Source organism: Pseudomonas sp. Tn43 (genome assembly GCF_014192635.1).
In the GTDB taxonomy this organism is placed as follows: domain Bacteria; phylum Pseudomonadota; class Gammaproteobacteria; order Pseudomonadales; family Pseudomonadaceae; genus Aquipseudomonas.
The window spans coordinates 606,382-629,153 of sequence record NZ_JACHYG010000003.1 but is presented as its reverse complement, the minus strand read 5'-3'; the positions used below and the strand labels follow the sequence as shown (position 1 = coordinate 629,153).

Annotated in this window: 21 protein-coding genes; 15 read left to right on the top strand and 6 right to left on the bottom strand. The window is 59.9% G+C overall.

Annotation, left to right across the window (positions count from 1 at the left end):
- Positions 1-123 precede the first annotated feature (123 nt).
- The 4 genes from FHW68_RS11490 to ydcS all read right to left on the bottom strand — a co-directional run bounded on the left by FHW68_RS11490 (position 124) and on the right by ydcS (position 4,240).
- Positions 124-948 carry an ABC transporter permease gene (locus FHW68_RS11490; RefSeq protein ID WP_183680454.1) on the bottom strand — a complete coding sequence of 275 codons (825 nt, stop codon included), beginning with the start codon at positions 946-948 and terminating at the stop codon, positions 124-126.
- Complete coding sequence (locus tag FHW68_RS11485; protein WP_095631719.1) at positions 938-1,885, bottom strand: ABC transporter permease; 948 nt, start codon at positions 1,883-1,885, stop codon at positions 938-940. Before FHW68_RS11485 ends, FHW68_RS11490 begins: the two co-directional genes overlap by 11 nt.
- Position 1,886: 1 nt before the next feature.
- On the bottom strand, positions 1,887-2,924 hold the full coding sequence (locus FHW68_RS11480) for an ABC transporter ATP-binding protein (protein ID WP_095631718.1): 1,038 nt from the start codon (positions 2,922-2,924) through the stop codon (positions 1,887-1,889).
- A gap of 164 nt (positions 2,925-3,088) precedes the next feature.
- Positions 3,089-4,240: a putative ABC transporter substrate-binding protein YdcS gene (gene ydcS / locus FHW68_RS11475; RefSeq protein ID WP_183680452.1), complete on the bottom strand. Its 1,152-nt coding sequence runs from the start codon at positions 4,238-4,240 to the stop codon at positions 3,089-3,091.
- Between the two features lie 323 nt (positions 4,241-4,563).
- On the opposite strand from ydcS, the gene FHW68_RS11470 reads away from it, so the two are divergent.
- From FHW68_RS11470 to FHW68_RS11400, 15 genes are all read left to right on the top strand, one after another.
- Positions 4,564-5,286: a tellurite resistance TerB family protein gene (locus tag FHW68_RS11470; protein WP_183680450.1), complete on the top strand. Its 723-nt coding sequence runs from the start codon at positions 4,564-4,566 to the stop codon at positions 5,284-5,286.
- Between the two features lie 270 nt (positions 5,287-5,556).
- On the top strand, positions 5,557-7,179 hold the full coding sequence (locus tag FHW68_RS11465) for a methyl-accepting chemotaxis protein (RefSeq protein WP_183680448.1): 1,623 nt from the start codon (positions 5,557-5,559) through the stop codon (positions 7,177-7,179).
- Positions 7,179-7,715: a chemotaxis protein CheW gene (locus tag FHW68_RS11460; RefSeq protein ID WP_095631714.1), complete on the top strand. Its 537-nt coding sequence runs from the start codon at positions 7,179-7,181 to the stop codon at positions 7,713-7,715. The genes FHW68_RS11465 and FHW68_RS11460 overlap by 1 nt, the downstream gene beginning before the upstream one ends.
- Complete coding sequence (locus tag FHW68_RS11455) at positions 7,712-8,995, top strand: protein-glutamate O-methyltransferase CheR (RefSeq protein WP_183680446.1); 1,284 nt, start codon at positions 7,712-7,714, stop codon at positions 8,993-8,995. The genes FHW68_RS11460 and FHW68_RS11455 overlap by 4 nt, the downstream gene beginning before the upstream one ends.
- Positions 8,992-9,675 carry a chemotaxis protein CheW gene (locus tag FHW68_RS11450; protein ID WP_095631712.1) on the top strand — a complete coding sequence of 228 codons (684 nt, stop codon included), beginning with the start codon at positions 8,992-8,994 and terminating at the stop codon, positions 9,673-9,675. Before FHW68_RS11455 ends, FHW68_RS11450 begins: the two co-directional genes overlap by 4 nt.
- Positions 9,672-11,960 (top strand): hybrid sensor histidine kinase/response regulator, encoded by a 2,289-nt coding sequence (locus FHW68_RS11445; protein WP_095631711.1) that lies wholly within the window; start codon positions 9,672-9,674, stop codon positions 11,958-11,960. Before FHW68_RS11450 ends, FHW68_RS11445 begins: the two co-directional genes overlap by 4 nt.
- Positions 11,957-12,967: a chemotaxis response regulator protein-glutamate methylesterase gene (locus FHW68_RS11440; protein ID WP_183680444.1), complete on the top strand. Its 1,011-nt coding sequence runs from the start codon at positions 11,957-11,959 to the stop codon at positions 12,965-12,967. The genes FHW68_RS11445 and FHW68_RS11440 overlap by 4 nt, the downstream gene beginning before the upstream one ends.
- Before the next feature lie 48 nt (positions 12,968-13,015).
- A complete protein-coding gene (locus FHW68_RS11435; protein WP_095631709.1) occupies positions 13,016-14,017 on the top strand; it encodes a PleD family two-component system response regulator in 1,002 nt (333 codons plus the stop codon).
- Positions 14,018-14,296: 279 nt separating this feature from the next.
- A protein-coding gene (gene prfB / locus FHW68_RS11430) for a peptide chain release factor 2 (protein ID WP_183680442.1) occupies positions 14,297-15,392 on the top strand; the annotation gives its coding sequence in 2 pieces (ribosomal slippage) (positions 14,297-14,368 and positions 14,370-15,392; 1,095 coding nt in all).
- A 102-nt stretch (positions 15,393-15,494) separates the two neighbouring features.
- Positions 15,495-16,997, top strand: coding sequence for a lysine--tRNA ligase (lysS, locus tag FHW68_RS11425; RefSeq protein ID WP_007897652.1), 1,503 nt, complete (start codon positions 15,495-15,497; stop codon positions 16,995-16,997).
- Between the two features lie 103 nt (positions 16,998-17,100).
- Positions 17,101-17,817 carry a TetR/AcrR family transcriptional regulator gene (locus FHW68_RS11420; RefSeq protein ID WP_168185068.1) on the top strand — a complete coding sequence of 239 codons (717 nt, stop codon included), beginning with the start codon at positions 17,101-17,103 and terminating at the stop codon, positions 17,815-17,817.
- A 157-nt stretch (positions 17,818-17,974) separates the two neighbouring features.
- Positions 17,975-18,529, top strand: coding sequence for a hypothetical protein (locus FHW68_RS11415; RefSeq protein ID WP_183680440.1), 555 nt, complete (start codon positions 17,975-17,977; stop codon positions 18,527-18,529).
- Positions 18,530-18,565: 36 nt separating this feature from the next.
- Positions 18,566-19,843, top strand: coding sequence for a flavohemoglobin expression-modulating QEGLA motif protein (locus FHW68_RS11410; protein WP_183680438.1), 1,278 nt, complete (start codon positions 18,566-18,568; stop codon positions 19,841-19,843).
- A gap of 140 nt (positions 19,844-19,983) precedes the next feature.
- On the top strand, positions 19,984-20,898 hold the full coding sequence (locus FHW68_RS11405) for an alpha/beta hydrolase (protein WP_183680436.1): 915 nt from the start codon (positions 19,984-19,986) through the stop codon (positions 20,896-20,898).
- Positions 20,895-21,224: a hypothetical protein gene (locus FHW68_RS11400; protein ID WP_095631704.1), complete on the top strand. Its 330-nt coding sequence runs from the start codon at positions 20,895-20,897 to the stop codon at positions 21,222-21,224. Before FHW68_RS11405 ends, FHW68_RS11400 begins: the two co-directional genes overlap by 4 nt.
- A 124-nt stretch (positions 21,225-21,348) precedes the next feature.
- Here the strand turns inward: FHW68_RS11400 and FHW68_RS11395 are convergent, their stop codons facing one another.
- Positions 21,349-22,137: an OmpA family protein gene (locus tag FHW68_RS11395; protein WP_095631703.1), complete on the bottom strand. Its 789-nt coding sequence runs from the start codon at positions 22,135-22,137 to the stop codon at positions 21,349-21,351.
- 56 nt (positions 22,138-22,193) lie between these two features.
- A complete protein-coding gene (locus FHW68_RS11390; RefSeq protein ID WP_183680435.1) occupies positions 22,194-22,607 on the bottom strand; it encodes a DUF4398 domain-containing protein in 414 nt (137 codons plus the stop codon).
- Positions 22,608-22,772 lie beyond the last annotated feature (165 nt).

The following is a 22,772-nucleotide window of genomic DNA, read 5'->3' as shown; positions in this document are numbered from 1 at the left end:
AGGAGCGAGGCTTGCCCGCGAAGGCGATTTTACATTCAACATTAATGTCGACTGACACACCGCCTTCGCGGGCAAGCCTCGCTCCTACAGGGTTTGGCTTCCACCTTGGGAATGAGTTCTCTCTTATTTGCCGCCACTGCCCGCAACGCTTTCCCCGCCTCGGGTCAGGTAATAAGCGCCGAGGATCGGCAACATGGTCACGATCATCACCAGCATCGCGACGACGTTGGTGACCGGCACATCCCGTGGGCGGCTGAGCTGGTTGAGCAGCCACAGCGGCAAGGTGCGTTCATGGCCGGCGGTGAAAGTGGTGACAATGATTTCATCGAACGACAACGCAAACGCCAGCATGCCACCGGCCAGCATCGCCGAGCCAAGATTCGGCAGGACGATGTAGCGGAAGGTCTGCCAGCCATCGGCGCCGAGGTCCATCGAGGCCTCAATCAAACTGTATGAAGTGCGGCGCAAACGAGCGATGACATTGTTGTAGACGATCACTACGCAGAAAGTCGCGTGCCCGACGATAATGGTGAACATCCCCGGCTCGATCCCAAACGTCTTGAACGTCGCCAGCAGTGCGATCCCGGTGATGATCCCGGGCAGGGCAATCGGCAGGATCAGCATCAGCGAGATGCTTTGCTTGCCGAAGAAATCCCGCCGGTACAACGCCGCTGACGCAAGAGTGCCCAGGACCAGCGCAATCAATGTGGCGACGGCGGCGATTTGTAATGACAACTTGATCGCTTCCAGCACGTCGGGCCGGGAGAACGCCACGCCGATCCATTTCAGGGTAAAGCCCTTGGGCGGAAAGCTGAACGCCGCGTCTTCGGTGTTGAAGGCGTAGAGGAAGATGATCAGGATCGGGAAGTGCAAAAACACCAAGCCGCCCCAAGCGGCAATGCGCAGGCCCAGGGATGCCCGGTCTTGAGATGAAGCATCAGAGCGCATCGAAAGCCCCCAGGCGTTTGACGATGGACAGATAAATGGCGATCAGCACGATCGGTACCAAAGTGAAGGCCGCTGCCATCGGCATATTGCCGATCGCTCCTTGCTGGGCGTAGACCATGCTGCCGATGAAGTAACCCGGCGGGCCCACCAGTTGCGGCACGATGAAGTCGCCCAGGGTCAATGAAAACGTGAAGATCGAACCGGCGGCGATCCCCGGAATCGACAGCGGCAGAATCACTTGCATGAACGTCTGACGCGGCTTGGCACCAAGGTCCGCCGAGGCTTGCAGCAAGGACGGCGGCAGGCGTTCCAGTGAGGCCTGGATCGGCAAGATCATGAACGGCAGCCAGATGTAGACAAACACCATGAACCGCCCCAGATGCGAGGTTGACAAGGTGCTGCCGCCGACGCCCGGAATCCCCAGCACCCATTGCAAGACCGGTTCCAGTCCCAGGTGCTGAACGAACCACTGGGCCACACCGCCCTTGGCCAGCAACAAGGTCCAGGCGTAAGCCTTGACGATGTAACTGGCCCACATTGGCATCATCACCGCGATGTAAAAAAACGCCTTGGTCTTGCCGCTGGTGTAACGCGCCATGTAGTAGGCAATCGGGAATGCCACGATTGCACTGGCGATCGACACGACAATGGCCATGCTCAGGGTGCGCAGGATGATGTCGAAGTTCGACGGCTGGAACAGTGCGGTGAAATTCGCCAGGGTCAGGTCGGGGGTGACCGTCATGGTGAAGTCATCGAAGGTGTAGAAGCCTTGCCACAACAACGTCAACAGCGAACCAAGATAGATCGCGCCGAACCACAGCAACGGCGGCACCAGCAGCAGTGATAGATACAGGTTCGGCCGGCGGTACAACACGTTCGAAAACCGGCGCAATGGTGAGCCGCTGGCGGTGGTTTGAGGTGCGGCCACGCTGTTCATCTCACCCCCCGCCCACAATATGGTCGTGCAGCGGAATCATCGCCTCGCGTGCCCAACGAGCACTGATGCGTTGCCCGGTCTGATGGTGCGTGCTGACATCCAGCCACTGAACGTTGGCCTGGCTGATGTTCAACGTCTGGCCGTTTTCCAGTTTCAGTTCATAGCGGGTGGCGCTGCCCTGGTACTGGATGTCGTGCAGCAGGCCACTGACTTCGATTTCATGGCTGGCCAGCGGGCCTTCGGCAAAACGCACGTGTTCGGGGCGGATCGAAAACGGCTGTGGATTGCCGCTCAACTGCCGGGCCAGATCGCCGCGAATCACATTGGAAGTGCCAACGAATTCGGCGACAAAGGTAGTCGCCGGCTTCATGTAGAGATGGCGCGGCGTGTCGACCTGTTCGATGCGGCCCTTGTTGAACACCGCCACGCGGTCGGACATCGACAGCGCTTCGGTCTGGTCGTGGGTAACGAAGATGAAGGTGATACCGAGCTGGCGTTGCAGCTTCTTCAGCTCGCCTTGCATTTGCTCGCGCAGTTTCAGGTCGAGGGCGCCCAAGGGCTCGTCGAGCAACAACACCCGTGGGCGATTGACCAACGCACGGGCCAGGGCCACTCGCTGGCGCTGACCGCCAGAGAGTTGCACCGGTTTGCGCTCGCCGTAGCCGCCGAGGGCGACCATGTCGAGGGCTTCTTCGGCACGTTTCTGACGTTCGGACTTGCCGACACCTTTGACTTTCAAACCGTAGGCGACGTTGTCGAGCACGTTCATGTGCGGGAACAGTGCGTAGTCCTGGAACACAGTGTTCACGTCACGCTGATACGGCGGTAAGCCCGCAGCTTCGGCACCGTGAATACGGATGGAGCCCGTGCTCGGCTGCTCGAAACCGGCGATCAGGCGCAGGCAAGTGGTTTTGCCCGAGCCGGAGGGGCCCAGCATGGAAAAGAACTCGCCGTCCTGGATATCGATAGACACCCGGTCAACGGCCTTCACCTCGCCGAACAGCCGGGAAACGTTGGTGAACTGGACTGCAAGCGTCATGGTGCGGTGCTCCGAGAAGGCGCGCTTTGCGTTAAAAGATGATGATCATTCCCACGCTCCGCATGGGGATGCAGCCCGTGACGCTCTGCGTCAGCTCTGCGCGAATGGACGCGGAGCGTCCATTGATGCATTCCCACGCAGAGCGTGGGAATGATCAGTTGGTGTTAGCGACCCCCCATAATCGCAATGTAATCTTGGGTCCAGCGGCTATAAGGCACGTACTTGCCACCTTCAGCCTGCGGAGTTTTCCAGAAGGCGATTTTGTCGAACTGGTCAAAACCGTTGGTCTTGCAACCCTCGGCGCCCAGCAGTTCACTGGCCTTGCACGCCGCCGGAACCGCCGGCAATGAGCCGAACCAGGCAGACACATCGCCCTGGACCTTCGGCGTGAGCGACCAGTCCATCCACTTGTACGCGCAGTTCGGGTGCTTGGCCTCGGCATGCAGCATGGTGGTGTCGGCCCACCCGGTGGCGCCTTCTTTCGGGACGGTCGATGCGACGGGCTGCTTCTCGTTCATCAGGCCATTGACCTGATAGGGCCAGGAACTGGAGGCCACCACGCCTTCGTTCTTGAAGTCACTCATCTGCACGGTGGTGTCGTGCCAATAGCGATGGATCAACTTTTGCTGGGTGCGCAGCAGGTCGAGAACGGCCTTGTACTGTTTTTCGTCAAGCAGGTATGGATCCGTGATGCCCAATTCCGGCTTGGCGGTTTTCAGGTACAGCGCCGCGTCGGCGATGTAGATCGGGCCGTCATACGCTTGCACGCGGCCCTTGTTGGTTTTGCCATCGGGCAGCGTCTGCTCTTCGAACAGTACCCCCCAACTGCCAGGTGGCTGCGTGAACACCTTGGTGTTGTACATCAGCACGTTCGGGCCCCATTGATAGGGAGCGCCGTAAGTCTGGTTGTCGACCACATACCACGGCGCATCCTTGAGGCGCGGATCGAGATTTTTCCAGTTGGGAATCAACGCGGTGTTGATCGGCTGCACACGTTTGCCGGCGATCAGGCGCAAGGACGCGTCGCCGGATGCCGTCACCAGGTCGTAACCGCCCTTGGCCATCAGGCTGACCATCTCATCGGACGTGCCGGCCGTCTTGACGTTGACCTTACAGCCGGTTTCTTTCTCGAAACCGGTCACCCAGTCGTAGGCCTTGTCGGTTTCGCCCCGTTCGATATAGCCAGGCCAGGCGATGATATCCAACTGACCTTCGCCGGCACCGACCGCTTTCAGCGGTTCGGCGGCCTGCAGGCTGGCGCTGGCCAGCAGTGCTGTGGTGATTGCACTGAGCAGTGCGGTCTTGTGCACAAGCATGGTGGACCCTCTTCTTTAAATTATGGTCGGGGCAGTGTTGAACGGGGTGATGGGCCGGCAGTGGCCTGTTATTAGCTTAGTGCGCTTTGTGAGAGGCAGATTGGCCAGGCCCTCTTATGGATTTATCCAGCCTAGTGCGCGGTTCCACGGTCGACAAATCTCAACGGCTGCATTCGATGAAATAGTTTCGCGAGGGGGGCTGCAGCCGGATCGTCTAAATATGAGCAACATCTGGAAGCACTCTCATGGAGGGATGTCGGGCACTTTCGATCTAGGCTGAGGGCCTTAAGATCCGGTTAACCCGAATTCGTGGAGGCAGCAAAATGAACACTCGTGGATTGCTCGATCAACTACTCAAATCCGGTCAGGATCTGTTGCAGAACAAGGCCGGCGGTACCCGGAACAAAGCGTCCAGCGGTGGTTTGGGCGATTTGCTGGGAGGCTCCAGTGGTTCGAGTGGCCTCGGCAGTGTGCTCTCCGGCGCCGGCGGCGGTGCGCTGGCGGCTGGCGCCATGGGCCTGTTGCTCGGCAACAAGAAGGTGCGCAAGGTCGGCGGCAAAGTGGCTATTTACGGCGGTCTTGCGGCATTGGGCGTGATTGCCTACAAGGCTTATGGCAACTGGCAGGCCCAGCAGGGCGCCGCAGCCACAACGGAGCCGCAAACGATCGACCGCTTGCCGGCGGCCCAGGTCGAGCAACACAGTCAGGCGATTCTCAAGGCACTGGTGGCCGCGGCCAAGGCTGACGGGCATGTCGATGAACGTGAACGTGAATTGATCGAAGGCGAGTTCCGCAAACTCGACAGCGATCAGGAACTGCAGCACTGGCTGCACGCCGAACTCAACAAACCGCTGGACCCCACCGACGTCGCCCGCGCCGCCAGCACCCCGGAAATGGCGGCTGAGATGTACATCGCCAGTGTGATGCTGGTGGATGAGGAGAACTTCATGGAGAAGTCCTATCTCGATGAGCTGGCGCGGCAATTGAAGCTGGAGCCGGGGTTGAAGGCAGAGCTGGAGAAGCAGGTGCGGCAGGCTTCGGTGTAAGTCTTCAGACCGTCTTCGCGGGCAAGCCTCGCTCCTACAGTGAATGGTCGAATATGCAATTGTCATTCGACGCGGTCTCTGTAGGAGCGAGGCTTGCCCGCGAAGGCATTTTCAGCCACACCGCATCTCCCAATGACCCAACCCACAGTCCATATCTGCCGAACCCCGGCTTTTTGTCGGCGGCATGAAAAGCTGCGCTCAGCGTTTGATAAATGAAACACCAGCCTCGGCTATACTCCTCCGCAATTCGAACCGCACCGAGGACTGACTGTGAAGAACTGGACGTTGCGCCAACGCATTTTGGCGAGCTTTGCGGTGATTATCGCGATCATGCTGTTGATGGTTGTGGTGTCCTTTTCTCGGCTGATGAAGATCGACGCCAGTGCAGAAAAGGTCCGTACCGATACGGTTCCCGGGGTGTATTTCAGTTCGATGATGCGCGGTGCCTGGGTCGACAGTTATAACCTGACCCAGCAAATTGTCGGTCTTTCCGGACGTCGCGAAATAACACCCGCCGACCACGCCATGTTCAAGGGCTTTGAAGAGCGCTTGAGCGAGCAGATGGTCAATTACCGCAAGACCATTTTCACTCCCCAGGATCAGGCCGCGTTCGATGAATTCGAAGCGCGTCATCAGCTGTTCAATCAAGAGCTGACCAACGTCCTCGACCTCTATCAGCGTAAAGAGTACGAGCCCGCGCGTCTTGCCCTTGAACAGAAGCTCACGCCGGCCTGGGTCAATGGGCGCAAGCAGTTGAACACCCTTATCGAGGTGAATCACGACGCGGCTGACAGAGCCACGCTGGCCATCGGCGACGCGGTGACCGCCGCCAAAATCACCATGGGCGTCTCCCTGCTGGTGGCTGTCATCGTCGCCGGCCTCTGCGGTCTATTGCTGATGCGCGCGATCATGGCGCCGATGAGTCGCATCGTGAATATCCTCGACATCATGCGCAGTGGCGATCTCAGCAGCCGTTTGAATCTTGATCGCAAGGACGAGTTCGGCGCGGTGGAGACCGGCTTCAACGATATGATGACCGAGCTCACTTCGCTGGTGTCCCAGGCACAACGCTCATCGGTGCAGGTCACCACGTCGGTCACGGAAATCGCCGCGACGTCCAAGCAGCAACAGGCCACCGCCACCGAAACGGCGGCCACCACCACGGAAATCGGCGCGACATCGCGGGAAATTGCCGCCACTTCGCGGGACCTGGTGCGCACCATGACCGAAGTCTCCACCGCGGCCGATCAGGCATCAGTGCTGGCCGGTTCCGGTCAGCAAGGCCTGGCCCGCATGGAGGAAACCATGCACTCGGTAATGGGCGCGGCCGATCTGGTCAACGCCAAACTGGCGATCCTCAATGAGAAGGCCGGCAACATCAATCAGGTGGTAGTGACCATCGTCAAAGTCGCCGACCAGACCAACCTGTTGTCCCTGAATGCCGCGATCGAAGCCGAGAAGGCCGGTGAATATGGTCGCGGGTTTGCCGTGGTCGCCACCGAAGTTCGGCGCCTGGCGGACCAGACCGCTGTGGCCACCTACGACATCGAGCAGATGGTGCGCGAAATTCAGTCGGCGGTGTCGGCCGGGGTCATGGGCATGGACAAGTTTTCCGAAGAAGTGCGCCGTGGCATGTCCGAGGTGCAGCAGGTGGGCGAGCAACTGTCGCAGATCATCCATCAGGTTCAGGCACTGGCGCCACGGGTGTTGATGGTCAACGAAGGCATGCAGGCCCAGGCCACCGGCGCCGAGCAGATCAACCATGCGTTGGTGCAGTTGGGCGATGCCAGCAGCCAGACGGTCGAATCGCTGCGTCAGGCCAGTTTTGCCATCGATGAACTGAGTCAGGTGGCCGTCGGGCTGCGTGGCGGCGTTTCGCGATTCAAAGTCTGATGAGCGAGCTCGCGGTCAAGCGCGGCGCGGTGCTACCGGCGAAACAATCGTTGTTTCTGGTGTTCTGCATCGGCAACGAGCGTTACGCGTTGCAGGCCATCGAGGTGGCCGAAGTGCTGCCGCAGCTGCCATTGAAAGCGATTCCCCAGGCACCGCACTGGGTGGCGGGAGTGTTTGCCTATCGCAGCGCGGTGGTGCCGGTGATCGATCTCAGCGCCCTGACGTTCGGCCAACCGGCGCAGGCGCGCACCAGCACGCGGCTGGTGCTGGTGCACTATCGTCCGGATGAGGCGATGCCTGCGCAATTGCTCGGGCTGATTCTGGAGCAGGTCACCGACACGTTGCGCTGCAACCCGGCGGATTTTCAGCCTTATGGCCTGGATAATCGCCAGGCGCCGTACCTGGGGCCGGTGCGCGAAGATGCCCAGGGTTTGTTGCAATGGGTGCGGGTTGCCGATTTGCTGGACGAACAGGTCCGCGCCTTGTTGTTTCCCTCGCCGCCGCTGGAGCTGGCGCAGTTTGAGGAGCAGGGATGAGCAGCGATCAAAGGTTTTTCGATTTCCTCAAAGAACGTATTGGCCTCGATGTGGGGTCGGTCGGCCCGGCGATCATCGAACGCGCGGTGCGCCAGCGCATCACGGCGGCTCGGGCGCGGACGGCCGATGAGTATTGGCACACCTTGCTCGGCTCGCGCGACGAACAACAGGCACTGATCGAAGCGGTAATCGTCCCCGAGACCTGGTTTTTCCGTTACCCGGAATCCTTCGCCACGCTGGCGAAACTGGCGACCAAGCGACTGGCGGCGATCAACAATATGCGCGCATTGCGCATTCTCAGCCTGCCGTGTTCCACCGGCGAAGAACCGTATTCCATCGCCATGGCATTGCTCGATGCCGGGCTGGCGCCGCACCAGTTCAAGGTCGACGGCATGGACGTCAGCCCGTTGTCGGTGGAAAAGGCCAGGCTCGCGCTGTACGGCAAGAATTCTTTTCGCGGCCAGGACATCGACTTCCGCGAGCGGCACTTCATTGCCGAAAACGACAACTACCGTCTCAGCGGGCGCGTGCTTGAACAGGTGCGCTTGCAGGTCGGCAATCTGCTGGATCCGGCCTTGCTGGTCAATGAGCCACCTTATGACTTCGTGTTCTGCCGCAATTTGCTGATCTATTTCGATCAGCCAACCCAGCAGCAAGTGTTCGAAGTGCTCAAGCGCCTGACCCACGTCGACGGCGTGCTGTTTATCGGCCCGGCGGAGGGCAGTCTGCTGGGCCGTTTCGGCATGCGCTCGATTGGTATCCCGCAGTCGTTTGCCTTCAGCCGTCAAAGTGCGCCCGAACCGCTCGCGACCTTCATGCCGACGCCGCTGCCGGTGCAACAACCGGTGCGTAACGTGACACCGCCGCCCGTGCGCAGTCGGCCTTTCGTGGTGCCGACGCCTCAGTTCGCCGCCAACCCTTCGAAAACCATCCCTTCGCAAACCCCTTCGGACGCCGCCACGCTGCTGGCGAACATCGCCGCGCTGGCCAACGAGGGGAAAAGTGCCGAGGCCCGCGCCGCGTGCGACAGTTTTTTGCGCAGTCACGAGCCGGTGGCCCAAGTGTTCTATTGGTTGGGGCTGCTCAGCGATGTTGCCGGCAGCACCCTCGAGGCTCAGGGTTTTTATCGCAAGGCGTTGTACCTCGAGCCGCAACACCCCGATGCACTGATGCACCTGGCCGCTTTGCTGCAGTCCCAGGGCGATACGGCCGGTGCCAGACGATTACAGGCCCGCGCCGCCCGCAGCGAGCGCGCCGCTGACAGTGAGCGTAAACGATGAACGTCGTCGACACCTTGAGCGTCACCCATGAAGATGCCCAGGCCATCGACGACTGCTGGAACCGCATCGGTATCCACGGCGACAAGTCCTGCCCGTTGCTGAGCGAGCACATTCATTGCCGCAATTGCTCGGTGTATTCGGCTGCCGCCACAGGTTTGCTCGACCGCTATGCGTTGCAGCAGGACGATCGCGAGCAAGTCTGCACAGTGGCCGGGATCGATGTGAAAACCCGCTCGCTGCTGATGTTTCGTCTCGGCGAAGAATGGTTGGGCCTGGCCACTCGCAGCCTGGTCGAAGTGGCGCCGCTGCAAGCGATTCACTCGTTGCCGCACCAGCGCTCCGGGGCGTTGCTCGGCGTGGCGAATGTGCGCGGGGCCTTGGTGGCGTGCCTGTCGCTGGTGGAGTTGCTGGGGCTTGATGCCACCAGTGGCGTGGCGTCGGGCGCGCGGGTGATGCCGCGGATGCTGATCATCGCTGCTCACGGCGGGCCGGTGGTAGTGCCGGTGGATGAGGTGGACGGGATTCACGCCATCGACGAGCGCATTCTCGATGCGGCATCCAGGTCCGGCGCTCAGGCCAGCGCCAGATACACCCGTGGCGTCTTGCAATTCAAAGGTCGCAGCCTGCGTTGGCTGGATGAAGAACAGCTGCTGTCCGCCGTGACCCGGAGCCTCACATGACCCCCGAGCAAATGCGTGATGCCTCTTTGCTGGAACTGTTCAGCCTCGAAGCCGAGGCCCAGACCCTGGTGCTGAGCGCAGGTCTTTTGGCGCTTGAGCGCGATCCGACCCAAGCCGATTACCTGGAGTCGTGCATGCGCGCGGCCCATTCGCTCAAGGGCGCAGCGCGGATCGTCGGTGTCGATGCCGGAGTCAGCGTTGCCCATGTGATGGAAGATTACCTGGTAAGCGCCCAGGAAGGGCGCCTGTACCTGCGGCCTGAACACATTGATGCGCTGTTGCAAGGCACCGATCTGCTGATGCGGATTGCGACGCCGGGCAACGCTCCGGCACCTGCGGATATCGACGCTTACGTCCTCTTGATGGGACGTTTGCTAGATCACATGGCGGCCACTGCGTCTATCGCGCCGCCGATGGCAGAGCTGCAGATGGAGCCGCCGACGCCCAAGGTTGAGGCACCCATGCTGGCTGCCGCCCAAGCCTCGCCGGCAGCGCCCGCCGAGCCAGCGCCCACGACTAAACGCACCACCGAAAGTGGCGAGCGCGTATTGCGCGTCACGGCCGAGCGCTTGAACAGCCTGCTCGACCTGTCGAGTAAATCCCTGGTGGAAACCCAGCGGCTCAAGCCGCACCTGGCCACCATGCAGCGCCTCAAACGCATGCAGAGCAACGGCCTGCGGGCGCTGGAAAACCTCAACGTCCATCTCAAGGACCATGCCTTGAGTCTCGAAGCCCAGGAAGCCTTGGGCGATGCCCGCCGATTGTTGGCCGAGTGTCAGCAATTGCTGGTGGAAAAAAACGCCGAGCTGGACGAGTTCGCCTGGCACGCCAGCCAGCGTGCGCAGGTGTTGTACGACACCGCGCTGGCCTGTCGCATGCGGCCCTTCGCCGACGTGCTGAGCGGGCAAGTGCGCATGGTCCGCGACCTCGGCCGTAGCCTGGGCAAACAGGTGCGACTGGAGATTGAGGGCGATAAGACCCAGGTCGACCGCGACGTACTGGAAAAACTTGAAGCGCCGTTGACGCACCTGCTGCGCAATGCGGTCGATCACGGCATCGAAACCCGGGAACAACGACTATTGGCCGGTAAACCGGAGGAAGGCCTGATCCGGTTGCGAGCGTCCCATCAGGCCGGTTTGCTGGTATTGGAACTGAGCGATGATGGCAACGGCGTCGACCTGGAAAAGCTTCGGCGCAACATCGTCGAACGGCAGTTATCCCCAGCCGAGACCGCCGCTCAGTTGAGCGAAGAGGAGCTGCTGACGTTCCTGTTTCTGCCGGGGTTCAGCCTGCGCGACTCTGTCACTGAAGTTTCCGGGCGCGGCGTCGGGCTGGATGCGGTTCAGCACATGGTTCGCCAGTTGCGCGGTGCCGTGGTGCTGGAGCAGACGGCAGGCGTGGGCAGTCGTTTTCATCTGGAAGTGCCGCTGACGCTGTCGGTGGTGCGCAGCCTGGTGGTGGAAGTCGGTGACGAGGCGTATGCCTTCCCGCTGGTGCACATCGAGCGCATGTGCGACCTGGCGCCGGAAGATATCGTGCAGGTCGAAGGCCGGCAGCACTTCTGGTACGAAGGCCGGCATGTCGGGCTGGTCGCCGCCAGCCAGCTGTTGCATCGCCCGGCGAGCCAGAACAACGCGCAAACCCTCAAAGTCGTGGTCATCCGCGAGCGCGAAGCGATCTACGGTGTGGCCGTCGAGCGCTTTATCGGCGAGCGCACATTGGTGGTGCTGCCGCTGGACGAGCGCCTGGGCAAGGTGCAGGACATTTCCGCCGGGGCCTTGCTCGACGACGGCTCGGTGGTGCTGATCGTCGACGTCGAGGACATGCTGCGTTCGGTGGACAAACTGCTCAATACCGGGCGTCTGGAGCGCATTGCCCGGCAAGCCAATCAGGCCGTCGAAGCGGCGCGTAAACGGATTCTGGTGGTGGACGACTCGCTGACCGTTCGTGAGTTGCAGCGCAAATTGCTGCTCAATCGCGGCTATGACGTCGCGGTGGCGGTGGACGGCATGGATGGCTGGAATGCCCTGCGTTCAGAGGACTTCGATCTGCTGATCACCGACATCGACATGCCGCGCATGGACGGCATCGAACTGGTGTCCTTGGTGCGTCGCGACAACCGTCTGCAATCCCTGCCAGTGATGGTGGTGTCCTACAAGGACCGCGAAGAAGACCGTCGCCGTGGACTGGACGCCGGAGCCGACTATTATCTGGCCAAAGCCAGTTTTCATGACGACGCGTTGCTGGATGCAGTGGTTGAACTTATTGGAGGTGCGCGGGCATGAAAATCGCCATCGTCAACGACATGCCCATGGCGGTGGAGGCCTTGCGCCGCGCGTTGGCGTTCGATCCGGCGCACGAGGTGGTCTGGGTCGCCGGCAATGGAGGCGAGGCGGTGCAACGTTGCGCCGAATACACCCCGGATCTGATCCTGATGGATTTGATCATGCCGTTGATGGACGGGGTGGAAGCGACCCGGCGAATCATGGCCCAGACCCCATGCGCGATTGTCATTGTTACCGTCGACCGCGAGCAAAACGTGCACCGGGTGTTCGAGGCCATGGGCTACGGCGCGCTGGATGTGGTCGATACCCCGGCTATCGGCGGCGACAATCCTCAGGAAGCCGCCGCACCGTTGCTGCGCAAGATCATGAACATTGGCTGGCTGATCGGCGACAAGAGCAATCGGGTGCGATCGGCACCGAGTTCGCACCGCCACTCCTCTTCGCGCCAGCATTTGGTGGCCATCGGTTCTTCCGCCGGCGGGCCGGCGGCGCTGGAAGTACTGCTCAAAGGCCTGCCGCGAGATTTTTCTGCGGCCATCGTGCTGGTCCAGCATGTGGATCAGGTATTCGCCGCCGGCATGGCCGAATGGCTTGCCAGCGCCAGTGGCCTGGACGTGCGCCTGGCCCGGGAAGGTGAACGGCCGCAAAGCGGCGTGGTTCTGCTGGCCGGCACCAATCATCACATTCGATTGTTGAAAAACGGCACGCTCGCCTATACCGCCGAACCGGTCAACGAGATCTATCGGCCGTCGATCGATGTTTTTTTCGAGAGTGTGGCCAGTTACTGGAGCGGTGACGCGGTGGGCGTTCTGCTGACCGGTATGGGACGCGATGGCGCGCAAGGACTTAAACTCATGCGCCAGCAGGGCTACCTGACCATCGCTCAGGACCAGCAAAGCAGCGCGGTGTACGGCATGCCGAAGGCGGCCGCGAACATTGAGGCGGCAGTGGAAGTTCGCTCGCTGGACAAGATAGCGCCACGATTGCTGGAAATCTTCTCAAAATGACTATCATTAGCAGCAATCGTGGCCAAAGCAGTACTCAGGTGACCGCACATGAATGATTTACAGCTCGACGACTTCAAAACCGATGAAAACGCCGCCATGGTGTTGTTGGTGGACGATCAGGCGATGATCGGCGAGGCGGTGCGGCGTGGTTTGTCGAACGAAGAAAACATCGACTTCCATTTCTGTGCCGACCCGCACCAGGCCATTGCTCAGGCGATCCGTATCAAGCCGACCGTGATCCTTCAGGATCTGGTGATGCCTGGCCTCGACGGCCTGAGCCTGGTGCGCGAATACCGTAATCACCCGGCGACCAGGGACATTCCGATCATTGTTCTGTCGACCAAGGAAGACCCACTGATCAAGAGCGCCGCGTTTGCCGCCGGCGCCAATGATTACCTGGTCAAACTGCCGGACAACATCGAGCTGGTGGCGCGCATCCGTTATCACTCGCGTTCCTACATGACTTTGCTGCAACGTGATGCGGCGTACCGCGCGCTGCGGGTCAGCCAGCAGCAATTGCTCGACACCAACCTGGTGCTGCAACGCCTGATGAACTCCGACGGCCTGACCGGACTGTCGAACCGCCGGCATTTCGACGAATACCTGGAGCTGGAATGGCGGCGCTCGCTACGGGACCAGACTCAATTGTCACTGCTGATGATCGACGTCGACTACTTCAAGTCCTACAACGACAGCTTTGGCCACCTCGAAGGCGATGAAGCCTTGCGCAAAGTGGCTACGGCGATTCGCGACGCCAGCTCCAGACCTTCGGACTTGCCGGCCCGTTACGGCGGCGAAGAGTTCGTGCTGGTTTTACCCAACACCTCGCCGGGCGGTGCGCGAATGGTGGCGGAAAAACTGCGCCAGACCGTGGCCGGGTTGAAGATCCCGCACATTTTCCCGACCGAGGGCTCGAGCCTGACCATCAGCATCGGCCTGTCGACCATGATTCCGCAGCCGGGCAGCGATTGCCGGCAATTGATCTCGGCGGCAGACAAAGGGTTGTACCTGGCGAAGAACAATGGGCGCAATCAGGTGGGGATCGAGTAGTCCTGCAGCTGCCGAGCCCGCGAGGCTGCGTTCGAGGACGAAGTCCTCGCCAAACCTGCACACACGGTTTGCCAGAAATACCGGGGTGTCCGGTTTTACGACGGCTGCGCCGCCGAACGCAGCCTCGCGGGCTCGGCAGCTGCTACAGGGCTATAGGCGATATCCTGTGTTTCTCTTCGAAAACCATTCGCCGCTAAAGCCGCCGGGCGGGCTGCCGTGACAGCTTGATTACGTTATACTCGCCGGCTTTCAAAAGTTCGCCAACGAGTGCTGCCCGCCATGGAAATCAACCCGATCCTTAACAGTATCAAGGACCTGTCCGAGCGCTCCGAAACTATTCGGGGGTATCTTTGACTACGATCAAAAGCATGAGCGTCTGACTGAAGTCAATCGCGAGCTTGAAGATCCGAGTGTCTGGAATAACCCGTCGTACGCTCAGGAGCTGGGCCGCGAGCGGTCGCAGCTGGCTCAGATCGTCGAAACCCTCGACGAAATGCACAGCGGTCTGGCCGATGCCAAAGACCTGCTGCTGATGTCCGCCGAAGAAGAAGACCAGGCCGCCGTCGATGACGTCGCTGCCGAAGTCGAGCGCCTGCGCGAATCCCTGGAAAAACTTGAATTCCGTCGCATGTTCAGCGGTGAGATGGACGCCAACAATGCCTACCTGGACATCCAGGCCGGCTCCGGCGGTACCGAGGCTCAGGACTGGGCCAACATCCTGCTGCGCATGTACCTGCGTTGGGCGGATAAACGCGGTTTCGACGCGACCATCATGGAACTGTCGGCCGGTGAAGTCGCCGGTATCAAAGGCGCAACCGTACACATCAAGGGCGAATACGCCTTTGGCTGGTTGCGTACCGAAATCGGCGTGCACCGTCTGGTGCGCAAGAGCCCGTTCGACTCCGGTAACCGTCGTCACACCTCGTTCTCGGCCGTGTTCGTGTCGCCGGAAATCGATGACAACATCGAAATCGACATCAACCCCTCGGACCTGCGCATCGACACCTACCGCTCCTCCGGTGCCGGTGGTCAGCACGTTAACACCACCGACTCGGCCGTACGGATTACTCACGTACCGACCAACACCGTGGTCAGCTGCCAGAACGAACGCTCCCAGCATGCGAACAAAGACACCGCGATGAAAATGTTGCGGGCGCGCTTGTACGAACAGGAAGTGCAGAAGCGCAACGCCGCTTCCCAGGCCCTGGAAGACACCAAGTCGGATATCGGCTGGGGTCATCAGATCCGTTCGTACGTGCTCGATGCCTCGCGGATCAAGGATCTGCGTACCAACATCGAACGCAGCGACTGCGACAAGGTGCTCGATGGCGACATCGACGAATACCTGGTGGCCAGCTTGAAACAAGGGCTCTAAGGCCCGCGCTGCAGGGTTGTCACCACCCTGTAGGAGCGAGGCTTGCCCGCGAACCCCGGCGAATGCCGGGGGCAACGAACCTGTGATGGAATATTTAAAGACATGAGCGACCTACAACTCGACCCGCAAGCCCTGCAACAGGAAGAAAACTCCCTGATCGCCCTGCGCAAGGAAAAGCTTGCTGCCGAGCGCGCCAAGGGCAATGCCTTCCCCAACGACTTCCGCCGCGACAATTACTGCGAAGATTTGCAGAAACAGTACGCGGACAAGACCAAGGAAGAGCTGGCAGAAGCTGCAATCCCGGTCAAGGTGGCGGGTCGCATCATGCTCAACCGTGGCTCGTTCATGGTGATTCAGGACATGACCGGTCGCATCCAGGTCTACGTCAACCGTAAAACCCTGTCCGAAGACACCCTGGCCGCGGTGAAAACCTGGGACATGGGCGATATCATTGCAGCCGAAGGCACCCTGGCGCGTTCCGGCAAAGGCGACCTGTACGTTGAAATGACCAGCGTGCGCCTGCTGACCAAATCCCTGCGCCCGCTGCCGGACAAGCACCACGGCCTGACCGACACCGAACAGCGCTACCGTCAGCGTTACGTTGACCTGATCGTCAACGAAGAGGTGCGCCAGACCTTCCGCGTGCGCTCGCAAGTGATTGCGCACATCCGCAGCTTCCTGATGAAGCGTGACTTCCTGGAAGTGGAAACGCCGATGCTGCAAACCATTCCAGGCGGCGCGGCGGCCAAACCGTTCGAGACTCACCACAACGCGCTGGACATGGAAATGTTCCTGCGTATCGCGCCTGAGCTGTACCTCAAGCGCCTGGTTGTCGGTGGTTTCGAGAAAGTCTTCGAGATCAACCGCAACTTCCGTAACGAAGGCGTTTCGACGCGCCACAACCCTGAATTCACCATGTTGGAGTTCTATCAGGCTTACGCCGACTACGAAGACAACATGGACCTGACCGAGGAACTGTTCCGCGAACTGGCTCAACTGGTTCTGGGCAGCACCGATGTGCCGTACGGCGACAAAGTGTTCCACTTCGGCGAGCCGTTCGTGCGTCTGTCGGTGTTCGATTCGATCCTCAAGTACAACCCTGAGCTGACCGCTGACGACCTGAATGACATCGACAAAGCCCGTACCATCGCCAAGAAGGCCGGCGCCAAGGTGCTGGGTTTCGAAGGTTTGGGCAAATTGCAGGTGATGATTTTCGAAGAACTGGTCGAGCACAAGCTGGAACAGCCGCACTTCATCACCCAGTACCCATTCGAAGTGTCGCCGCTGGCCCGTCGTAACGACGAGAACCCGAACGTCACTGACCGTTTCGAACTGTTCATCGGCGGCCGCGAAATCGCCAACGCCTATTCCGAGTTGAACGACGCCGAAGATCAGGCCGAGCGTTTCATGGCGCAGGTGGCCGACAAGGACGCCGGCGATGACGAAGCCATGCACTATGACGCCGACTTCGTTCGCGCGCTGGAGTACGGCATGCCGCCAACCGCCGGTGAAGGGATCGGTATCGACCGTCTGGTGATGTTGCTGACCAACTCACCGTCGATTCGCGACGTGATCCTGTTCCCGCACATGCGGCCACAAGCGTAAGTGTTTCAATTAAAAAGCCGCCTATAACAGGCGGCTTTTTATTGCCTGTCTGGTACAAACGTATCAATTGGTTACTTTTGACGTTTAGAGAGGAAGACCTGTCGTGAATCGTGCAATGGCTCAAGAAGGTGCAGCGGGTATCGCCACTGCGGTCGCTGAAAGTGTTCAGTACCAGGGCCGCAAGGCCAGCCGACAGGGCAGCGAACAGCGTCGACAGGACATTCTCGACGCAGCGATGCGCATTGTCGTGCGCGATGGCGTGCGGGCCGTACGCCACCGTGCGGTGGCTGCTGAAGCGGGTGTGCCGCTGTCGGCCACCACCTACTATTTCAAAGACATCGATGACCTGCTCACCGATACCTTCGCCCAATATGTGGAACGCAGCGCGGCGTTCATGGCTCGTTTGTGGGCCAACAACGAAGGCTTGTTGCGCGAGATGGTCGTCAGCGGCGATGGCACCGCCGAGTCCCGCTCACAGCTGGCGGACGATATCGCCCGGCTGATGGCTGACTATGTGCACCGGCAATTGATCAATCGCCGAGAGCATTTGATGGCCGAGCAAGCTTTCCGCCAGGAAGCGTTGCTTAACCCGCGCCTGGCGTTGTTGGTACGCTCCCATCAGCAAATTCTCCTGCACGGCACCTGCCAGCTTTTCGAAGTATTGGGTTCCCGTGAGCCACAACAGGATGCCAAGGTGTTGACGGCGATTATCGGACGGATGGAATATCAGGGCCTGCTCAACGACGCCGAGCCTGTTGCCGAAGAGGAAATGCTCGGCATCCTCAACCGCTACATGCATCTGGTGCTGGCGTCGGTGTAAATCCCGCAGGACAACTCGACCCTGTAGGAGCGAGGCTTGCCCGCGAAGGCGGTATAACATTCAAATGTGTGTTGACTGACACAACGCCTTCGCGGGCAAGCCTCGCTCCCACAGGTTCGGTGACCATTCGGGGCCGTGTGTTCATAGGGAGTGTTGAATGAAAGCCTGGCGCGTCGTTGTGATCGCCCTGTCGATCCTGCTGCTCAGTGGCTGTCTGGTGACCTTCAAGGAGCCGCTGCCCGCCAGCGAGCCGGCGCCCAAAGGATTGCTCGGCAAATGGACCAGCACCAATGCCTGGGGCGAGCCGATGAACCTGGAACTGACGCGCATCGGCGACAATCGCTATCAGGCAGTCAGCTATTTCAAGGCCAAGCCCCATGAGCGTGAAGCCTACCCCTTCACGGTGTCGCGCCATGGCAATCGCTGGTACTTGTCGGCGAAAGTGCCGGCGCAGTTCGGCGGCAACTTTACCATCACCGGTTTCGAGCTCAACGATAAAGACGAACTGGTGGTCTACAACCTCGACCTCGAGCAGATCAAGCAGGCCATGGGCCAGGAAGCCCTCAGTGGCCAAGGCTTCCAGACCGACGACGGCGACGGGGTGTTGATCAACAACAGCCTGGACCAGGTGTTTGCCTACCTTGATGACCCGGCCAATTCCGATGTTTTCGTCGAAGCAGTGCGCTACCAGCGCCTGGCCAGCACCAAATAAACCCAGCACGTAACGGTTTTACTACAGGAGTTTCGGGTGGACGAATACCAGCAGACGATACGCATTTTGTCTGATCGCATAGTGCTGGCGCAGACGCCGATTCGCGTTCTGGATGCGGTCAAATGGGACGACAGCATTCGCAAGGGGTTCTTCAAAGGCAAGGGCAAGGAAATGCCGGCCGTGGACCGCGACTACTACTTCAATCGACCGCTGGCATTCGATTCCAGCAAAGTGAAGCTGGAATTCCAGAACATCGAGCGCGACATCACCCGCCAACTCGGCCAGTTCAATCCAGTCGGCCAGATCATGCGCCGTATGTGCAAGGAATACCGGATGGTGGTGCGCATGCTTGAAGCGCGCGGCACCGAGGATTTCGGGCTGATTTCCCAGGAATTGTATGGCGCGGCGTCCGATGCATTTCACGCCGGCGACCCGACCCTGGCCGACCTGGGCCTGATGCTCTCCGATTACCTGAACAACATCGCTGGCCGTGGCGACCTCAAGGACGAACCGAAACTCCTCACGGCCAAGGAAGCCGTCAACTTGCTGCAACACCGGCTGAACCGGGTGTTTGGCGAAAACGAAGAAACCATTCGGGTGTTCGAGTCCGACGGGATCGTCGCCGATGCGGCGGCCGGTGCCGACTACATCAAGATCCGCGCCGACGCGATGTTCAACGACCGCGACGTGCGTGCGCTGGAAGTCCACGAAGGGCTGGTGCATGTGGGCACAACGCTCAACGGCCTGAATCAGCCGATCTGCACCTTCCTGTCCAAAGGCCCGCCGTCGTCCACCGTGACCCAGGAAGGCCTGGCGATCCTGATGGAAATCATCACCTTCGCCTCCTACCCCAGCCGCCTGCGCAAACTGACCAACCGCACCCGCGCCATTCATATGGTGGAGGAGGGCGCGGACTTCTTGCAGATTTACGAATTTTTCTGTGAGCAAGGCTTCGAAATGGCCGAAAGCTACGGCAACGCCAGTCGGGTTTTCCGCGGCTCGGTGCCGACCGGTCTACCGTTTACCAAAGACTTGTCCTATCTCAAGGGCTTTATCATGGTTTACAACTACATTCAGTTGGCCGTGCGTAAAGGCAAGCTGGAGCAGATACCGCTATTGTTTTGCGGCAAGACCACGCTGGAAGACATGCGGACCTTGCGCCAACTGGTGGACGAAGGCCTGATCGTGCCGCCCAAGTACCTGCCCGATCAATTTCGCGACATGAACGCGCTATCGGCCTGGATGTGCTTCTCCAACTTCCTCAACCACCTGAGCCTGGACCGGATCGAAGCGGATTATTCCAATATCCTGTGAGCACAACACACCCTGTAGGAGCGAGGCTTGCCCGCGAAGAACGATAACGCGCTTTATCAGATCTACCGCGTCATCGTTCTTCGCGGGCAAGCCTCGCTCCTACGGACCTGCTATCAATCGTTAATGCGAGGCTTCACCGGATGAGAATCCTCGGCATCTTTTACCTGCTCCTGGTGCTTGGCGGTTGCAGCTCTTTGCTGTTCTATCCCGAGCCCGGCCAGCCGTTCACTCCGGCAAAAGCCAAACTCGAATTTCGCGACGTCACCCTGGTCACCGCTGACGGCCTCAAACTGCATGGCTGGTGGCTGCCGGCGAAAAAAGATGTCGAGGTCAAAGGCACCGTGCTGCATCTGCATGGCAACGGCGGCAACCTGGCGTGGCATTTGGGTGGCAGCTGGTGGTTGCCGGAGCAGGGTTATCAAGTGTTGCTGGTGGACTATCGTGGGTACGGTTGGTCCGAAGGTAAACCAGCGTTGCCGGCGATCTATCAAGACATCGACGCCGCGTTCAAATGGCTCGACCAGGCCCCGGAGGTCAAGGGTAAACCGCTGATCCTTCTCGGTCAGAGCCTTGGCGGTTCGATGGCCGTGCATTTCCTGGCCCGGCACCCCGAGCGCCAGCGGCAACTCAAGGCTTTTGTGCTCGATGGCGTGCCTGCCAGTTACCGTGATGTCGGGCGTTTCGCCCTGAGCACGTCATGGATGACCTGGCCGTTCCAGGTGCCGTTATCCTGGTTGGTGCCGGACGGTGACAGTGCGATCCATTCCATGAAGCAGCTCAATGGCGTACCGAAACTGATCTATCACAGCATCGATGATCAGCTGGTACCCCTTTCCAACGGCATCCGACTGTATCAAGCTGCGCCGCCGCCGCGAGTGCTGCAAATGACCCGTGGCGGACATGTGCAAACCTTCGCCGACCCGGTCTGGCGAAAGGTCATGCTGCGTTACCTCGAAGACCCGCAGCATTTCGACGGCCTGCGTCGCCTGGGTGAGGTCCCGAATTACCCGGCACCCCCGAATTCTGAAGATGAACCACCAGAGAGTCCGCAATGAGTGAAGAACGTAACGCCATCCCGCTGATCATCACCGGTATCTGTAGCATCCTCGGCACTGTCGGCGCCCTGTGGTGGTACGGCTACCTGCACTTCGCCAAACCCGAAGATGCGTTGCTGCTCAGCGACTTCACCATGCTCAAGACCGTGCCGGGCGAAGACTATAAAGTCTCCCTGCAACCGGCCCCGCAAGTGGCCCAGTGCATTGATGGCGTGCTGGTGCTGTTCGACACCGAACAGAAAGGCCTGACCGGTGTGCTGGTCAACAGCAAGAAAAAAGCTGTGCGCTGCATGGGCGAGGCAACGCCGCAAAAACTCGAGCAATAAACATCCCGTAGGGGCGAGGCTTGCCCGCCAAGAACGATGATGCGGTCTAACAGATAAACCGAGTCATCGTTCTTCGCGGGCAAGCCTCGCTCCTACAGGGCTTTTGCATTACCGCAGGTTCAATCTAGTTCGAGCTGATCGCCGAACGCGGAATGACGGGCTGGTTATCATTGGAAATGGTCACTTCCACCCGACGGTTCATCGCACGGCCCGAGACGCTGGAGTTCTCCGCAACCGGGTATTCCTTGCCATAACCCTGGGCCACGATGCGCGCCGGGTCTACACCCATCTTGATCAGGGCCACTTGCACCGAGGTCGCGCGACGCTCGGACAGTGATTGGTTGTACGACGCCGAGCCGGTGCTGTCGGTGTAACCTTCGACAATCACTTTGCGGTCCGGGTTTTCCTGAAGGAATTGCGCCAGTTTGTTGATATTCACCAAGCCGTTGGACTTCAGGTCCGCCTTGTTGGTGGCGAACAGCACATCACCAAACGTCACCAGCGTGCCACGATCGGTCTGTCTGGCGTTCAGACTGTCCTGCAGCTGTTTGATCTGCTGGTCGCGGGCATCCAGACGAGCCTGGGCCCGTTGTGCTGCGGCATTTTTCAAGTTGTTTTCAGCGGTGCGCAGAGCGATGGTCTGCTTGGCCACTTCAACACGCTGATTGGTCAGGTAAGCCAGTTGGTCGACCGTGGCCTGGTCTTCCCTGTCCAGATAAGCCTTGTCGGCCTTGTCCAGGTATTCGCTGGCGTCTTTGGTTTCCAGCGCCGCGACTTTGCTCGCTTGCGGGTTGGCTTGCAGGCCGGTGTAGTTGGTACGGGCTTGCTCCAGGTTCGCGTTGGGCGGTGTGGAGCAGGCAGCCAGTGCAACACTTGCGGCCAGGAGGGCGGGGATTATCAATTGATTGCGCATAATAGTTCGTCCTTTCTATCGATAAGCGTTTGAGGTCTGAACATCGGAAGGGGCGCCTACTGCACGGTGCGCTGACTTTCCTGACGCAGTTCCTGAACACCTTTCTGGGAATCCTTCACAGATTGTTCGGCCTTCATCGCCTGGGCCTTGCGCTCGGCGACGCGGGCGTCCCACTCGGCTTGCTCGGCCAGCATTCTGGCTTCGTCATACTTTTTGTCGTGCATGGCGATTTCGGCTTGTTTGAGCTTGTCCTGAGCGGCCTTCATTTCCACGGCGGCGAATTCGGTTCCGCCGGCGCTGACGGCACTGTTCACAGCCGATTGGGTCACGGCGTATTGCTCGCTCGGCGGGTTACCGGCGCAACCGGCCAGAACCAGGCTGCTGCCAATGGCCAGGGCCGCCAGTTTGAGACCGCGCAGAGGGGAATACGAGGAGGATGCAGTGCTGGCCTTCATAGTCTTCAACTCCATTGGATAACTCCTGAAAAACATCTGAATCCATCCTGGGCAAGGAGCCGCAACCTACGATTTCCAGAGTGCTTTTTGAAACGGCCGTCCCAGGCGTGGTTACTGGGTGTGACCCGTGGCGTTTTTCAAAAGTTCAGAGAAGATGGCTTATCGACCGAAAAAACTGAT

What these genes read in the sequence shown, in the direction of transcription:
- FHW68_RS11490 (WP_183680454.1), bottom strand. Translation starts at nt 948, where the DNA reads ATGCGCTCTGATGCTTCATCTCAAGACCGGGCATCCCTGGGCCTGCGC.
- FHW68_RS11485 (WP_095631719.1), bottom strand. Translation starts at nt 1,885, where the DNA reads ATGAACAGCGTGGCCGCACCTCAAACCACCGCCAGCGGCTCACCATTG.
- FHW68_RS11480 (WP_095631718.1), bottom strand. Translation starts at nt 2,924, where the DNA reads ATGACGCTTGCAGTCCAGTTCACCAACGTTTCCCGGCTGTTCGGCGAG.
- ydcS (WP_183680452.1), bottom strand. Translation starts at nt 4,240, where the DNA reads ATGCTTGTGCACAAGACCGCACTGCTCAGTGCAATCACCACAGCACTG.
- FHW68_RS11470 (WP_183680450.1), top strand. Translation starts at nt 4,564, where the DNA reads ATGAACACTCGTGGATTGCTCGATCAACTACTCAAATCCGGTCAGGAT.
- FHW68_RS11460 (WP_095631714.1), top strand. Translation starts at nt 7,179, where the DNA reads ATGAGCGAGCTCGCGGTCAAGCGCGGCGCGGTGCTACCGGCGAAACAA.
- FHW68_RS11455 (WP_183680446.1), top strand. Translation starts at nt 7,712, where the DNA reads ATGAGCAGCGATCAAAGGTTTTTCGATTTCCTCAAAGAACGTATTGGC.
- FHW68_RS11450 (WP_095631712.1), top strand. Translation starts at nt 8,992, where the DNA reads ATGAACGTCGTCGACACCTTGAGCGTCACCCATGAAGATGCCCAGGCC.
- FHW68_RS11445 (WP_095631711.1), top strand. Translation starts at nt 9,672, where the DNA reads ATGACCCCCGAGCAAATGCGTGATGCCTCTTTGCTGGAACTGTTCAGC.
- FHW68_RS11440 (WP_183680444.1), top strand. Translation starts at nt 11,957, where the DNA reads ATGAAAATCGCCATCGTCAACGACATGCCCATGGCGGTGGAGGCCTTG.
- FHW68_RS11435 (WP_095631709.1), top strand. Translation starts at nt 13,016, where the DNA reads ATGAATGATTTACAGCTCGACGACTTCAAAACCGATGAAAACGCCGCC.
- lysS (WP_007897652.1), top strand. Translation starts at nt 15,495, where the DNA reads ATGAGCGACCTACAACTCGACCCGCAAGCCCTGCAACAGGAAGAAAAC.
- FHW68_RS11415 (WP_183680440.1), top strand. Translation starts at nt 17,975, where the DNA reads ATGAAAGCCTGGCGCGTCGTTGTGATCGCCCTGTCGATCCTGCTGCTC.
- FHW68_RS11405 (WP_183680436.1), top strand. Translation starts at nt 19,984, where the DNA reads ATGAGAATCCTCGGCATCTTTTACCTGCTCCTGGTGCTTGGCGGTTGC.
- FHW68_RS11400 (WP_095631704.1), top strand. Translation starts at nt 20,895, where the DNA reads ATGAGTGAAGAACGTAACGCCATCCCGCTGATCATCACCGGTATCTGT.
- FHW68_RS11395 (WP_095631703.1), bottom strand. Translation starts at nt 22,137, where the DNA reads ATGCGCAATCAATTGATAATCCCCGCCCTCCTGGCCGCAAGTGTTGCA.
- FHW68_RS11390 (WP_183680435.1), bottom strand. Translation starts at nt 22,607, where the DNA reads ATGGAGTTGAAGACTATGAAGGCCAGCACTGCATCCTCCTCGTATTCC.